13 protein-coding genes are annotated in these 13,758 nt (G+C 72.6%); 4 read left to right on the top strand and 9 right to left on the bottom strand.

All coding sequences use genetic code 11. From position 1 onward, the window contains the following. Positions 1–1,319: serine/threonine-protein kinase (locus AB0E96_RS28815; protein ID WP_359828573.1), on the bottom strand; the 1,319-nt coding region annotated here is incomplete at its 3' end. Between the two features lie 252 nt (positions 1,320–1,571). Between AB0E96_RS28815 and AB0E96_RS28810 the strand changes: the two genes are divergently transcribed. Next, positions 1,572–2,144 (top strand): hypothetical protein, encoded by a 573-nt coding sequence (locus tag AB0E96_RS28810; RefSeq protein ID WP_359828572.1) that lies wholly within the window; start codon positions 1,572–1,574, stop codon positions 2,142–2,144. 71 nt (positions 2,145–2,215) lie between these two features. Here the strand turns inward: AB0E96_RS28810 and AB0E96_RS28805 are convergent, their stop codons facing one another. From AB0E96_RS28805 to AB0E96_RS28790, 4 genes are all read right to left on the bottom strand, one after another. Further along, entirely contained in the window at positions 2,216–3,343 is a 1,128-nt protein-coding gene (locus AB0E96_RS28805) for a GuaB3 family IMP dehydrogenase-related protein (RefSeq protein ID WP_359828570.1), read from the bottom strand. Positions 3,344–3,503: 160 nt separating this feature from the next. Further along, a complete protein-coding gene (gene guaB, locus AB0E96_RS28800) occupies positions 3,504–5,006 on the bottom strand; it encodes an IMP dehydrogenase (RefSeq protein ID WP_359828568.1) in 1,503 nt (500 codons plus the stop codon). Positions 5,007–5,285: 279 nt separating this feature from the next. Beyond that, positions 5,286–5,993: an RNA polymerase sigma factor ShbA gene (gene shbA / locus AB0E96_RS28795; protein ID WP_359828566.1), complete on the bottom strand. Its 708-nt coding sequence runs from the start codon at positions 5,991–5,993 to the stop codon at positions 5,286–5,288. Between the two features lie 338 nt (positions 5,994–6,331). Next, positions 6,332–6,943: a response regulator transcription factor gene (locus AB0E96_RS28790; protein ID WP_014136228.1), complete on the bottom strand. Its 612-nt coding sequence runs from the start codon at positions 6,941–6,943 to the stop codon at positions 6,332–6,334. 562 nt (positions 6,944–7,505) lie between these two features. Here AB0E96_RS28790 and AB0E96_RS28785 point away from each other — a divergent pair. Beyond that, on the top strand, positions 7,506–7,832 hold the full coding sequence (locus AB0E96_RS28785) for a WhiB family transcriptional regulator (protein ID WP_049654358.1): 327 nt from the start codon (positions 7,506–7,508) through the stop codon (positions 7,830–7,832). A 98-nt stretch (positions 7,833–7,930) separates the two neighbouring features. Here AB0E96_RS28785 and AB0E96_RS28780 read toward each other — a convergent pair whose 3' ends face one another. The 3 genes from AB0E96_RS28780 to groES all read right to left on the bottom strand — a co-directional run bounded on the left by AB0E96_RS28780 (position 7,931) and on the right by groES (position 11,107). After that, the gene (locus tag AB0E96_RS28780) at positions 7,931–8,923 is read right to left on the bottom strand and encodes a LysR family transcriptional regulator (RefSeq protein ID WP_359828565.1); all 993 of its coding nucleotides are present in this window, start codon (positions 8,921–8,923) and stop codon (positions 7,931–7,933) included. A gap of 132 nt (positions 8,924–9,055) precedes the next feature. Beyond that, positions 9,056–10,684, bottom strand: coding sequence for a chaperonin GroEL (gene groL, locus AB0E96_RS28775; protein ID WP_359828563.1), 1,629 nt, complete (start codon positions 10,682–10,684; stop codon positions 9,056–9,058). 117 nt (positions 10,685–10,801) lie between these two features. Then, positions 10,802–11,107 (bottom strand): co-chaperone GroES, encoded by a 306-nt coding sequence (groES, locus tag AB0E96_RS28770; RefSeq protein ID WP_014136232.1) that lies wholly within the window; start codon positions 11,105–11,107, stop codon positions 10,802–10,804. A gap of 259 nt (positions 11,108–11,366) precedes the next feature. Between groES and AB0E96_RS28765 the strand changes: the two genes are divergently transcribed. Both AB0E96_RS28765 and AB0E96_RS28760 read left to right on the top strand, forming a co-directional pair. Beyond that, a complete protein-coding gene (locus AB0E96_RS28765) occupies positions 11,367–11,720 on the top strand; it encodes a hypothetical protein (RefSeq protein ID WP_359828561.1) in 354 nt (117 codons plus the stop codon). 82 nt (positions 11,721–11,802) lie between these two features. Continuing rightward, entirely contained in the window at positions 11,803–12,969 is a 1,167-nt protein-coding gene (locus tag AB0E96_RS28760) for a class I SAM-dependent methyltransferase (protein ID WP_359828559.1), read from the top strand. Between the two features lie 6 nt (positions 12,970–12,975). On the opposite strand, the gene AB0E96_RS28755 is transcribed toward AB0E96_RS28760, so the two are convergent. Then, the gene (locus AB0E96_RS28755; protein WP_359828557.1) at positions 12,976–13,566 is read right to left on the bottom strand and encodes a polysaccharide deacetylase family protein; all 591 of its coding nucleotides are present in this window, start codon (positions 13,564–13,566) and stop codon (positions 12,976–12,978) included. Positions 13,567–13,758: the final 192 nt, after the last annotated feature.

Raw genomic sequence — 13,758 nt, 5'->3', positions numbered from 1 at the left:
GTCGCGGGCGCGGTCGCCGGCGCGCTCCCGCTCGGCTCCGGCTCCGTACCGGCCGCCACCGGCGCGCTGGCCCCCGCGCTCTGCGAGGCCGCGCCGTCGGCGGCACCGTCCCCGTTGCCGACCATCTGGATCACCGCCACCACCCCGGCGATCAGCAGCAGCACCACGATCACGGTGGCGATGGCCAGCCGCCGCCGGCCGGTGCGCGGGTCGGCCCCGGCCGCCTGCGTCGCCCCCATCGTCCACTCGCTGGTCACCGGCCGGATCGACTCCGGCGCCGGCTCCCCGGACGGCTCCTCGGCGGTTTCCCCGCCCTGGGCCCGGCTGCCGACCCGGACCGTCCCCAGCAGCCCGCCCACAGGCCGCTTGCGCCCCTGCTCGGGCCGCTCCGGCTCCTCCTGCGGAGTCTGCGGAGCCTTCGTCGCCTCGGCCTCGGCGGCCTTCTCCACCGGCACCGCGTGCTCGGTGGTCGACTCCGCCCGCGCGGTCGCCTCCGCGACCACCCGCTTGAGCATCGACCGGGTCTGCGAGGCGTCCAGCCGCTCGGCCGGGTCCTTCGCCAGCAGCCCCTCGATCACCGGCAGCAGCGGCCCGGCGTTCGCCGGCGTGGTCAGGTCCTCGGTCATCACCGCGGTCAGCGTGGCCAGCGCCGAGCCCCGGTCGTACGGCGGCCGGCCCTCGACCATCGCGTACAGCGTGCCGCCCAGGGACCAGAGGTCGGCCGGCGGCCCGGGCTTCTGCCCGCGGGCCCGCTCCGGCGAGATGTACGAGGGCGCGCCGACCAGCATCCCGGTCGAGGTGACCGAGGCGTCGCCCTCCACGCTGGCGATGCCGAAGTCGGTGAGCACCACCCGGCCGTCCTCGCCGATCAGCACGTTGGACGGCTTGACGTCCCGGTGCAGGATCCCGAGCGCGTGCGCCGCGCTGAGCACGCCCAGCACGTCGAGCGCGATCTCCGCCGCCCGGCCGGGCTCCAGGGGCCCGTCCTCGCGCACCACGTCGGCCAGCGAGCGGGACTCGACCAGCTCCATGACGATCCACGGCCGGTCGTCCTCGTCGACCACGTCGAAGACCGTCACCGCCGAACTGTGCCGGATCCGCGCGGTGGCCTTGGCCTCGCGCAGCGTCCGGGTGATCAGCCGGTGCTTCTCCTCCTCGTCGACGCTGGCGTTCATCCGCAGTTCCTTGACCGCGACGGTCCGCCCCAGCATCTCGTCCTCGGCGCGCCAGACCGTGCCCATGCCGCCGCGCCCGAGCACGCCGTTCAGGCGGTAGCGGCCGGCCAGGAGGCGGCCGGTGGAACCCTTCGCCTGGGTCATTCGGAACGTTCCCCCATGTGCTGCCGGCGGTCGTGGTGACGGCGCGTCGGCCCGACCTGGGTCCCGGACGCCCAAGCCTCCATCATCCCCTGTCCCGAGGGCCCTCGACCACCCACCCCCGCCCCAAGCTGGGACGAACCGGAACGGTAACGGCGCTCCGTGCCCGATCTGTGATCGAAAACTCGCCAAGATCTGCCCGGGCCACTGCTACCGTTCGGCAGCTCATCGTCTTTCCGGGGGGATTCGACGCCCATGACCGCACCCGCACCGGGCACTGACGGCCCATCGTCCCGGCCGCGCACCGCCCAGCACTACTCGGTCGCCCCGCCCCCGGCCGCCCCCGAGGGCTACGTCGCCCCCGGCATGCCCGGCGCCCCGGTAGCCGGCTTCGAACCCCCCGAACCCGCCCGCCCGACGCCCCCCGCGGCCCCCCGGCACCGCACCGCCCTGGCCGTCGCCCTCGCCCTGCTCGCCATGCTGCTCGGCGGCCTCGCCTACGGCAGTGCCCCGCTGCGCGCCGCCGACAGCCTCGGCTGGCTGGCCATCGCCCCCGCGGGCCTGGTCGCCCTCCCGCTGGGCCGCCTCGGCGGCCGGGCCCGCTTGCTCCCCCCGCTCGGCGCCCTCCTCGCCGCCGGTGCCCTCCTCCTCGGCCAGCTGATCGAGCACCTCCGCCGCCTCCCCGCCGGCACCCCCGCGCCCCGCGGCCTCCTGCACGACACCCTCACCACCTGGCGTGCCGACCTCCGCCCCCTCGACGCCGCCTTCTACGCCATCGCCCTGATCGGCGGCTTCCTCCTCACCCGCCGCACCGCCACCCGGAGTTGACCCCGGCGGCCGCCGCCGGGAACGCCGAAGGCCCCCGCCGTCACCGGCAGGGGCCTCCGTCGACACACGGCTCAGCGGTGGTCGAGCGCCGGGTTCACCGTCACCTCGACCCGCTGGAACTCCTTGAGCTCCGTGTACCCCGTCGTGGCCATCGCCCGGCGCAGCGCCCCGAACAGGTTCATCGTCCCGTCCGGCGTGTGCGAGGGCCCGGTCAGGATCTCCTCGGTGGTCCCGACGGTCCCGAGGTCCACCCGCTTGCCGCGCGGCAGCTCCTCGTGGACGGCCTCCATGCCCCAGTGGAAGCCCTTGCCCGGGGCGTCCGTGGCCCGCGCCAGCGCGGCGCCGATCATCACCGCGTCGGCGCCGCAGGCGACCGCCTTCGGGATGTCGCCGCTGTAGCCGACCCCGCCGTCCGCGATCACGTGGACGTAGCGGCCGCCGGACTCGTCCATGTAGTCACGGCGGGCGGCGGCCACGTCGGCCACGGCGGTCGCCATCGGCACCTGGATGCCCAGGACGTTGCGGGTGGTGTGGGCGGCGCCGCCGCCGAAGCCGACCAGCACACCGGCGGCGCCGGTCCGCATCAGGTGCAGTGCCGCGGTGTACGTGGCGCAGCCGCCGACGATCACCGGCACGTCGAGTTCGTAGATGAACTGCTTGAGGTTGAGCGGCTCGGCGGCGCTGGAGACGTGCTCGGCCGAGACGGTGGTGCCGCGGATGACGAAGACGTCGACGCCGGCGTCCACGACGGCCTTGGAGAACTCGGCGGTGCGCTGCGGCGAGAGCGCGGCGGCGGTGACGACGCCGGAGTCGCGGACCTCCTGGATCCGCTGCTTGATCAGCTCGGCGCGGATCGGCGCGGCGTAGACCTCCTGGAGCCGGCGGGTCGCGGTGGACTCGTCGGTGATCGCGGCGATCTCGTCCAGCAGCGGCTGCGGGTCCTCGTAGCGGGTCCACAGGCCTTCGAGGTTCAGCACGCCGAGACCGCCGAGGCGGCCGATCGCGATGGCCTGCTGCGGCGAGACCACGCTGTCCATCGGGGCCGCCAGGAACGGCAGCTCGAAGCGGTAGGCGTCGATCTGCCAGGCGATCGAGACCTCCTTCGGGTCCCGCGTACGCCGGCTGGGGACGACGGCGATGTCGTCGAAGGCGTACGCCCGTCGGCCGCGCTTGCCTCGCCCGATCTCGATCTCGGTCACTTCGAGCCCTTCTCTTTGTTGCTCATGCCTGCCGGGTCACCCCGGCCGCACCCCAGTATCCCGCACCGGCACGGCTCCCGCCCCGACGGCCCACGGCCCGGACAGCCCGAGGGGCCCGCCGCCGCGGTGCGGCAACGGGCCCCTCAGTGGTTCACGCCGTTCAGCGGGTCGAGTAGTTCGGCGCCTCGACGGTCATCTGGATGTCGTGCGGGTGGCTCTCCTTGAGGCCCGCCGAGGTGATCCGGACGAAGCGGCCCTTGCTCTCCATCTCGGCGACGGTGGCGGCGCCGACGTAGCCCATGGTCTGGCGCAGGCCGCCGACCAGCTGGTGCAGGACGGCCGACAGCGGGCCGCGGTAGGGCACCTGGCCCTCGATGCCCTCGGGGACGAGCTTGTCGTCCGAGGCCACCTCGGCCTGGAAGTAGCGGTCCTTGGAGTACGAGCGGCCCTGGCCGCGGGACTGCATGGCGCCCAGCGAGCCCATGCCGCGGTAGGACTTGAACTGCTTGCCGTTGATGAACAGCAGCTCGCCCGGGGACTCCTCGCAGCCGGCCAGCAGCGAGCCGAGCATCACGGTGTCGGCACCGGCGGCCAGCGCCTTGCCGATGTCGCCCGAGTACTGCAGGCCGCCGTCGCCGATGACCGGCACGCCGGCCGCCTGGCAGGCCTGGGCGGCCTCGTAGATGGCGGTGATCTGCGGGACGCCGATGCCGGCGACGACGCGGGTGGTGCAGATGGAGCCGGGGCCGACGCCGACCTTGACGCCGTCCACGCCGGCGTCGATCAGCGCCTGGGCGCCGTCGCGGGTGGCCACGTTGCCGCCGACCACGTCGATCCCGACGGCCGACTTGATCTTCGCGATCCAGGCCAGCGCGTTGTGGCTGTGGCCGTGCGAGGTGTCCACCACGAGGAAGTCGGCACCGGCCTCGACCAGGGCCTGGGCCCGGTCGAACGCCTCGGCGCTGGCACCGACGGCGGCGCCGACCAGCAGCCGGCCCTCGGCGTCCTTGGCGGCGTTCGGGTACTGCTCGGCCTTGACGAAGTCCTTGACGGTGATCAGGCCCTTGATCCGGCCCTCGTCGTCGACCAGCGGCAGCTTCTCGATCTTGTGACGGCGCAGCAGGGCCATCGCGTCCACGCCGGAGATGCCGACCTTGCCGGTGATCAGCGGCATCGGGGTCATGATCTCGCGGACCTGGCGGGTGCGGTCCGACTCGAAGGCCATGTCGCGGTTGGTGACGATGCCGAGCAGCTTGCCGGCCTCGTCGGCGATCGGCACGCCGGAGATGCGGAACTTGGCGCAGAGCGCGTCGGCCTCGGCCAGGGTGGTCTCGGGGCCGACCGTGATCGGGTCGGTGACCATGCCGGACTCGGAGCGCTTCACGAGGTCGACCTGGTTGGCCTGGTCCTCGACGGACAGGTTGCGGTGCAGCACGCCGACGCCGCCCTGGCGGGCCATCGCGATGGCCATGCGCGACTCGGTGACCTTGTCCATCGCCGCCGAGAGCAGCGGGATGTTGACGCGCACGTTCCGGGAGATCCGGGAGGAGGTGTCCACCTGGTTCGGCAGCACCTCGGAGGCCCCGGGCAGCAGCAGCACGTCGTCGTACGTGAGCCCGAGCATCGCGAACTTCTCGGGTACGCCTGCGGCGTTGTAAGACATTTGGGGGGTACCTTCCGTGGCCGGCCTAATCCGCTCACGCCCTGAGGGTGGGGGCGCATTCATCGCTCACTCGCGCAGACCGCCGAAGCCGGGTGCGAATAGGAGGATCCTCCAAGGGGACCCCGCGCGCACCCGCCAAACTTTGGCAACCCGCCCAGGCGCCGATACCCCATGGTACTGGCACCGCGAATGTGTCCTCGTGTGCCCTTGACAACACCACCGCCCCGTGGCTCATTCCCCCCGCAACCGGCGGAAACGGGCACGGACCGGGAGCAGCGGTCAGGAGGACTCCTCGGCGAGCGCGCGCAGCCGGCTGAGCGCCCGGTGCTGGGCCACCCGGACGGCGCCGGGCGACATCCCGAGCACCTCGCCGGTCTCCTCCGCCGAGAGCCCGGCGGCCACCCGCAGCAGCACCAGTTCGCGCTGACGGGCCGGCAGGTTGGACAGCAGCTCCTTCGCCCAGGCGGCGTCGCTGCTCAGCAGCGCCTGCTCCTCCGGGCCGAGCGCCTCGTCCGGCACCTCCGGCAGGTCGTCCTGCGGCACGACGGTCGAGCCGGGCCCGCGCATCGCGGCCCGCTGGAGGTCGGCGATCTTGTGGGCGGCGATCCCGTACACGAAGGCCTCGAAGGGGCGGCCCTGGTCCTTGTACCGGGGCAGCGCGCAGAGCACCGCGACGCAGACCTCCTGCGCGACGTCGTCCACGTGGTGCCGGGCCCCGCCGGGCAGCCGGACCAGCCGGGCGCGGCAGTACCGCAGCGCCAGCGGGTGGACGTAGGCGAGCAGCGCGTCGATCGCCGGGCCCTCGCCGCGCACCGCGGCCGCGACCAGTTCGCCCACCAGCGGCGAGCCGCCCGTGCCGAGCACCGGCGGGCGGTCCGGACCGGCCGCGCCGGCGGGATCGGCGTACGACGGATCGTGGCCCGGACCGGAGGGCTCGGCCTCCACCGGGTCCGCCTGGCCGGCCGCACCGGCGACGTCGTCGCGCATCGGTCCATGGTGCCTGGTCGAGCGGGAAAACGCGGCACCGCGTCCGGAGTTGTGCACCGGAACGTTATGCGCTGCGGCACCGTACGGCATGCCGCGCACCACCGGCCCCTCCTGCACCGTGCCGCCTCCCGCCCCGCCGCCGTCGGTGGTGGTTCCGTCCGTCGCGCCGTCCGCCGAGTGTCCTGCGGCTGCGTGGTTCGCCGCAGTGCCTGTCCGCTGGTCCCCGAGGTGCTCCACACCTCCATGGTGCAACCTCGGGACCGTAACGTCACACGCCCGTACGGGGACCGCCCCGGGAACCTCCGGCGGCACGCCGCAACCGGCGGCGCCGCCGGTGGTCAGCGGACCAGGCCCCAGCGGAAGCCCAGCGCCACCGCGTGCGCCCGGTCGGAGGCCCCGAGCTTCTTGAACAGCCGTCGGGCGTGGGTCTTGACCGTGTCCTCGGAGAGGAACAGCTCGCGGCCGATCTCGGCGTTGCTGCGGCCGTGGCTCATGCCCTCCAGCACCTGGATCTCACGCGCCGTCAGGGTCGGCGCGGCGCCCATGTCGGGGCTGCGCAGCCGGCGCGGGGCGAGCCGCCAGGTCGGGTCGGCGAGGGCCTGGGTGACGGTGGCCCGCAGCTCGGCGCGCGAGGCGTCCTTGTGCAGGTACCCGCGGGCGCCCGCGGCCACCGCGAGCGCGACCCCGTCGAGGTCCTCGGCGACGGTGAGCATGATGATCCGCGCGCCCGGGTCGGCGGACAGCAGCCGCCGGACCGTCTCGACCCCGCCGAGGCCGGGCATCCGGACGTCCATCAGAACGAGGTCGGAGCGGTCGGCCACCCAGCGGCGGAGGACCTCCTCCCCGTTCGTCGCGGTGGTGACCCGGTCCACACCGGGTACGGTCGCGACGGCGCGGCGAAGCGCCTCGCGGGCGAGCGGGGAATCGTCGCAAACGAGAACGGAAGTCATGACCGTCGTCCTCCGCAGCTGATCCGCGTCACGTTGAGCCTCCTGGCTGGTACGAACCTCTCCGACACGGCCGATCGGCGACAGACTTCGTCCTGATCGCCCCAACCTGCCCGCGATCGTTCCCGACGTCCGGCGCCCGCTAACCGCCTCCGCACTTCCAACGACCGTCACTCGAATGAGTTACGGCCTTCGGGGCCATCTCCACCACTGTACGTGGCCAATCCATTACCGATCAGCCGCATCGCGGTGCACACGCCGCACTTTTGCGCAGCTCACGCGCGGTCGGCGTACGACCCGCACACCGATTCGGCACGTCGCGCGCCCGTCGGCCACCCGATTGCCACGCGCGCGCCCGGCGGAGCCCTTGCCCACTATGCCCGTTTTTATAGCTTTCGTATGGTCATTGACTGTTGTGCCAGTGTGTGGGTGACTTGTCCATGGAGTTGCCTTAAGTCATATTTCCAGGTGTCCACACCAGTGCATCGAAGCCCCGCCGCACCGCTCGGCAGCAGCCCCGCCGAACGCCCGGCCGACGGCCGACAGCCTCTGAAGGGAATGAGCCATGGCAGATTTCTCCCGCCTCCCCGGTCCCAACGCGGACCTCTGGGACTGGCAGCTCTCCGCAGCCTGCCGTGGCGTGGACAGCTCGCTCTTCTTCCACCCCGAGGGCGAGCGCGGGGCCGCGCGCAGTTCGCGCGAGGCCAGCGCCAAGGAGGTCTGCATGCGCTGCCCGGTGATCGCCGAGTGCGCGGCGCACGCGCTGGCGGTCCGCGAGCCGTACGGCGTCTGGGGCGGGATGACCGAGGACGAACGCGAGGAGATGCTGGGACGCTCGCGGCACCGGCTGGTCGAGGTGCCGCTGGCCCCGCCGGCGGTCGCCCAGCGCTGACCCGACTCCAGGAGCGCCGTGAAGAAACGTTTCTTCTCGGCGCTTCAGCCTTCCGGCTCACCGTGCGTGCGGGGCCGCGGCAGCCCCGTCACTCACCGTCAGCGGTCGGCGGCCGCCCCCGCCAGCCGCTCCAGCATCAGCGCCACGGCCGGCACCTCGGCCAGGTCCGGCAGGGTCAGCGCGACCACCTGGCGCACCGCGGGCGCCCCGGAGGCCGTCCGCACCGGCACCGTCGACACGCCGTCAGGGCGTACCGACTGCAGCGCCAGCCGGGGCAGCACCGCCACTCCGAGCCCGGCCGCCACCAGGCCGACCACCGCCGGGTAGTCGTCCGTCGCGAAGTCGATCCGGGGCTCGAAGCCCGCTCCGGCGCACAGCTCCACCAGGTGCCCCCGGCACTGCGGACAGCCGGCGATCCACTGCTCCCCCGCCAGCTCGGCCAGCTCCACGCCCCGTCCGGCCAACGGGTGGGCGGCCGGCAGCAGGCCCAGCATCGGGTCGTCCAGCAGGGGGGTGACCACTAGATCGGACCAGTCGGTCCCGGCGGTCAGCTGCTGGGCCTCCAGGTTGGCCTCGGCCCGGGCCTCGCGCGGCGTGCCGTGGGCGGGCGCCGGGGCCGCGACGGCCCCGTCGGACTGCGGGTAGCGGAAGGCCAGCGCGATCTCGCACTCGCCGCCGCGCAGCATCGCCAGCGACTCCGGCGGCTCCGCCTCGACCAGCGACACGCGCACCCCCGGATGGCCGTCCCGCAGGCGGGCGACCGCCGGCGGCACCAGGGTGGAACTCGCCGTCGGGAAGGACACCAGCCGGACCCGCCCGGCCCGCAGGCCGGCGATCGCGGCCACCTCCTCCTCGGCGGCGGAGAGCCCGGCCAGGATTCCGGTGGCATGCTTGAGCAGGACCCGTCCCGCCTCGCTGAGCTGCATCCCGCGGCCCGAGCGGACCACCAGCGGGGTGTCGACCGACTTCTCCAGGGCCTTCATCTGCTGACTGATGGCGGGCTGGGTGCACCCCAGCTCGCGGGCGGCGGCGGAGAAGGAGCCGGTGCGGGCGACGGCACGCAGGACGCGCAGGTGGCGGGCCTCGATCATGCCTCAGTTATAAGGCAATCTTTGCATTCTGCAAAATTCTACTGATAGTTGAAGGATGAAGATCAACGCCGGAGGCCCGGCCCGCTCCCCCTCGCGGGGTGCGGACCGGGCCTCCGGTCAGGCGTCGGAGCCTCAGTGCGAGTGGCCGTGGCCGTGCGAGTGGCCGCCGTTGTCGGCCTCCTCCTCCTTCTTCTCCACCACGAGGGTCTCGGTGGTGAGGAGCAGGGAGGCGATCGAGGCGGCGTTCTCCAGGGCGGAGCGGGTGACCTTGACCGGGTCGATGACGCCGGCCTTCACCAGGTCGCCGTACTCGCCGGTGGCGGCGTTGTAGCCCTGGCCGGCCTCCAGCTCGGAGACCTTGGAGGTGATGACGTAGCCCTCCAGGCCGGCGTTCTGGGCGATCCAGCGCAGCGGCTCGTGCAGCGCCTTGCGGACCACGGCGACACCGGTGGCCTCGTCGCCCGACAGGCCCAGGCCGTCCTCCAGCACCTTGGCGGCGTGGACCAGGGAGGCGCCACCACCGGCGACGATGCCCTCCTCGACCGCGGCGCGGGTCGCCGAGATGGCGTCCTCCAGGCGGTGCTTGCGCTCCTTCAGCTCCACCTCGGTGGCGGCGCCGACCTTGATGACGCAGACGCCGCCGGCCAGCTTGGCCAGGCGCTCCTGCAGCTTCTCGCGGTCCCAGTCGGAGTCGGTCGCGGCGATCTCGCCCTTGATCTGGGCGACGCGGCCGGCGACGGCCTCGGCGTCACCGGCGCCGTCGACGACCGTGGTCTCGTCCTTGGTGATGGTCACGCGGCGGGCGGTGCCCAGCACGTCCAGACCGACCTGGTCGAGCTTGAGGCCGACCTCCTCGGAGATGACCTGGCCACCGGTCAGGACGGCCAGGTCGCCGAGGATCGCCTTGCGGCGGTCGCCGAAGCCCGGGGCCTTGACGGCGACGGCGTTGAAGGTGCCACGGATCTTGTTGACGACCAGGGTCGACAGCGCCTCGCCGTCGACGTCCTCGGCGATGATCAGCAGCGGCTTGGAGGCACCGCCCTGGAGGATCTTCTCCAGCAGCGGCAGCAGCTCCTGGATGGAGGAGATCTTGCCCTGGTTGATCAGGATGTACGGGTCCTCCAGGACCGCCTCCTGCCGCTCCGCGTCGGTGACGAAGTACGGCGACAGGTAGCCCTTGTCGAACTGCATGCCCTCGGTGAAGTCCAGCTCCACGCCGAAGGTGTTCGACTCCTCGACGGTGATGACACCGTCCTTGCCGACCTTGTCGATCGCCTCGGCGATCAGCTCGCCGACCTGGGTGTCCTGCGCGGAGAGGGACGCGACGGCGGCGACGTCGTCCTTGCCCTCGATCTCGCGGGCGACGGACAGCAGGTGCTCGGAGACGGCGGCGACGGCCTTGTCGATGCCCTTCTTCAGGGCGGCCGGGCCGGCGCCGGCGGCGACGTTCCGCAGGCCCTCGTTGACCAGGGCCTGGGCCAGCACGGTGGCGGTGGTGGTGCCGTCACCCGCGACGTCGTTGGTCTTGGTGGCGACCTCCTTGACGAGCTGCGCGCCAAGGTTCTCGTACGGGTCGTCCAGCTCGACCTCGCGGGCGATGGTGACACCGTCGTTGGTGATGGTCGGGGCGCCGAACTTCTTGTCGATGACGACGTTGCGGCCCTTGGGGCCGATGGTCACCTTGACGGTGTCGGCCAGCTTGTTGACACCGCGCTCCAGCGAGCGGCGGGCGTCCTCGTCGAACTGCAGGATCTTCGCCATGTTCCCTATTCCCTCGGGACTGCGGCAGGCCCACCGGCCGCCGAACTACGTGAACCAACAACCACGCCCCGGGCCACTGTCACGGAGGACACGGATCCGGGGCGGGTCGGGGACGTCTTACTTCTCGATGATCGCGAGAACGTCGCGGGCGGAGAGCACCAGGTACTCCTCGCCCTGGTACTTCACCTCGGTGCCGCCGTACTTCGAGTACAGGACGATGTCACCCACGGCGACGTCGAGCGGCAGACGCTGGCCGTCCTCGAAGCGGCCCGGGCCGACGGCCAGGACGACGCCCTCCTGGGGCTTCTCCTTGGCGGTGTCCGGGATAACCAGGCCGGAGGCCGTGGTGGTCTCGGCGTCGAGCGGCTGGACCACGATGCGGTCCTCGAGCGGCTTGATGGCAACCTTGCTGCTGGTGGTCACGTCCGAGCTCCCCTTCGGAGATTACGGGGTTTTCTAACGGGTAGGGGCGATCCTGCGGGTCTGCCGTCGCGGGGGTCAGACACGCGTCGTCGCGTTAGCACTCTCCAGGTGGTGAGTGCCAAGGACGACCATAGGGCCGTGTTAGCACTCAGTCAACCAGAGTGCCAACGACGCGCCCTGAGGACCCCGGTTCGAGGGTGAGTAGCCGGTGAGTAGCCGTACTCATGTGCGGCCCGGCCCGGCTCGCCAGACTCGTGCCATGACTCCGATCCCCCCGGTCCGCGTGGACCCGTCCCGCTCCAAGGACGCGGCGCTCTCCCTGCTGGCGCTGCTCCTGCTGGGGGCGGTGCTCCCGGTCGCCGTGTTCCTCCTCGTCTGCCTCGCCGGCAGCGCCGCCGGCTTCGACGGCGGCGACGACGGGGACGGCAGCGCCTGGGCCACCCTGGGCGCGGCCTTCCTGGCCACCCCGGTGGTCGCCCTCGCGGTGAGCGTCGTGACGGCCGTCCGCAGCCTCCGGTCCGGCTACCGGTTCCTCCCGGTCGCCGCCGCGACCACCGCCCTGGCCGCCCCGTTCTCACTGCCCACGCTGCTCTCCTCGGGCCTCCTCCGGTGAACCCGCCGCCCGGCACACCCGGGCGCACCGGGCGGCGGACGCCGCCGCTCCGCCCGCCCCGCCGACCGGCGAGAATGGGCCCGTGGACACCGAGAACCTCCAGCCGCTGCTGACGCCCGAGGGCCAGGCCCTGCTCGCCGAGTTGCGCGAGTTCACCCCCGAGGAGGAGCTCGCGCTGGCGACCCGGCTGCGGCGGGAGCACCCGGCGGAGCTGGTGTCGGCCGCGTTCGGCCAGGCACGGCTGCGGCAGCGGGCGCGGGCGAAGTTCGGGACGGACGCCGACCTGATGTACTTCACGCCCAACGGGGTCGAGCAGTCCACCCGGCGCAGCGTGGCCGAGTGGCGGGCGCGGCGGTTCGCGGCCCTGGGCGTACGGCGGCTGGCGGACCTGTGCTGCGGCATCGGCGGGGACGTGCTGGCGCTGGCCCGGGCGGGCATCGAGGTGCTGGCCGTCGACAAGGACCCGGCGGCCTGCGCCGCCACCGCGGCCAACGCCGCCGCCCTGGGCCTCGCGGAGCTGGTCGAGGTGCGCTGCGCAGACGTCGCCGAGGTGGACGTCACCGGCTACGACGCGGTGTTCACCGACCCGGCCCGGCGCACCGCGCGCGGCCGGGTGTTCGACCCCGAGGCGTACGCCCCGCCGCTCTCCTGGGCAATCGAGGCCGGCCGGCGGACCCCGGTCGGCGCGCTGAAGGTCGCGCCGGGCATCCCGCACGAGGCCGTGCCGGAGGACGCCGAGGCCGAGTGGGTCTCCGACCACGGCGACGTCAAGGAGGCGGTGCTCTGGTTCGGCACCGGGGCCACGAGCCCGCACCGGGCCACCCTGCTGCCGCAGGGCGCCGGTCTGACCGGCGGCGACCTGCCCGACCCGCCGGCCGGCCCGGTCGGGCGCTACCTGTACGAGCCGGACGGCGCGGTGATCCGGGCCCACCTGGTGGCCGAGGTCGCCGGGCAGGTGAACGGCCGGCTGATCGACCCGAAGATCGCCTACCTGACCTCGGACGAGCTGGTCGCCACCCCGTACGCGCACGCCTTCGAGCTCACCGACGTACTGCCGTTCAACATCAAGAAGCTCAAGGCGCTGCTGCGCGAGCGGGCGGTCGGCACGGTGGTGATCAAGAAGCGCGGGATGGCGATCACCCCGGAGGAGCTGCGCCGTCAGCTCAAGCCCTCCGGGCCGAACACCGTCACCGTGATCCTCAGCCGCACCGACAACGGGCCGCTGATGATGCTGGGGCAGCCGGTCTGAGCCGGGCTACGAGGCGGGCGCCTGGATGTAGTCCTCAAGGCGGGCCACCGAGAAGCCCTGCTCCTGGATCCGGGCCAGCAGGTCGCCGAACATCTGGGTCATCGTGGCGCCCTTGAGCTCCTTGGGGCCGCGGAAGTGCGCCAGGATGATGTCGCCGGGCTTCAGCTTCTTGTCCGCCGCCTGGTACTGCATGTCGTGGATCTGCATCGACTCGCGCCACAGCACGATCGCGCGCGGGCCGCACTGCTGGACCGAGGTGTTGAGGGTCGGGGTGTTGGCGCCGTCGCCGAACGGCGGGCGGAACAGCAGCGGGGCGGTGCCGTACTGCTGGGTGAGCGCGGACTGGTCGTCGCAGATCTCGGCCTTCTGCTTCTCCGGCGGGATCTTGCTCATCACCGGGTGGTCCACGGTGTGGTTCTGGATGTGGTTGCCCAGCGCCTGGAGCGGCTTGAAGTAGGCGTAGTCGTTCTTGACGATGTCCCTGGTCAGGAACATCGAGATCGGCACCTTGAGGTCGGTGAGCATCTCGACGAACTTCGGGTCCTTCTCGGCCCCGTCGTCGATGGTGATGAAGACGACCTTGTCACTGGTCTTCACATCGCTGAACACCGGTACGGGGCCGGTCCGTTCGAGCTTGATCGGCTTGTCGGCGGGCGGCGCCGGGGCGGGGGCGAGCGGGGTGAGGTTCCACTTGGCCGACCGCGGGGCCCCTTCGCATTGTCCGGCTACGTGCCGAAGGCGCTCTCCGCAGTGCTCGCCAGCTCCGCCGCCAGGTCCTCCGATCGGGTG

It is taken from the genome of Kitasatospora sp. NPDC036755 (assembly GCF_040636595.1).
Lineage (GTDB): Bacteria > Actinomycetota > Actinomycetes > Streptomycetales > Streptomycetaceae > Kitasatospora.
This window is presented reverse-complemented; position numbering and strand designations above follow the sequence as displayed.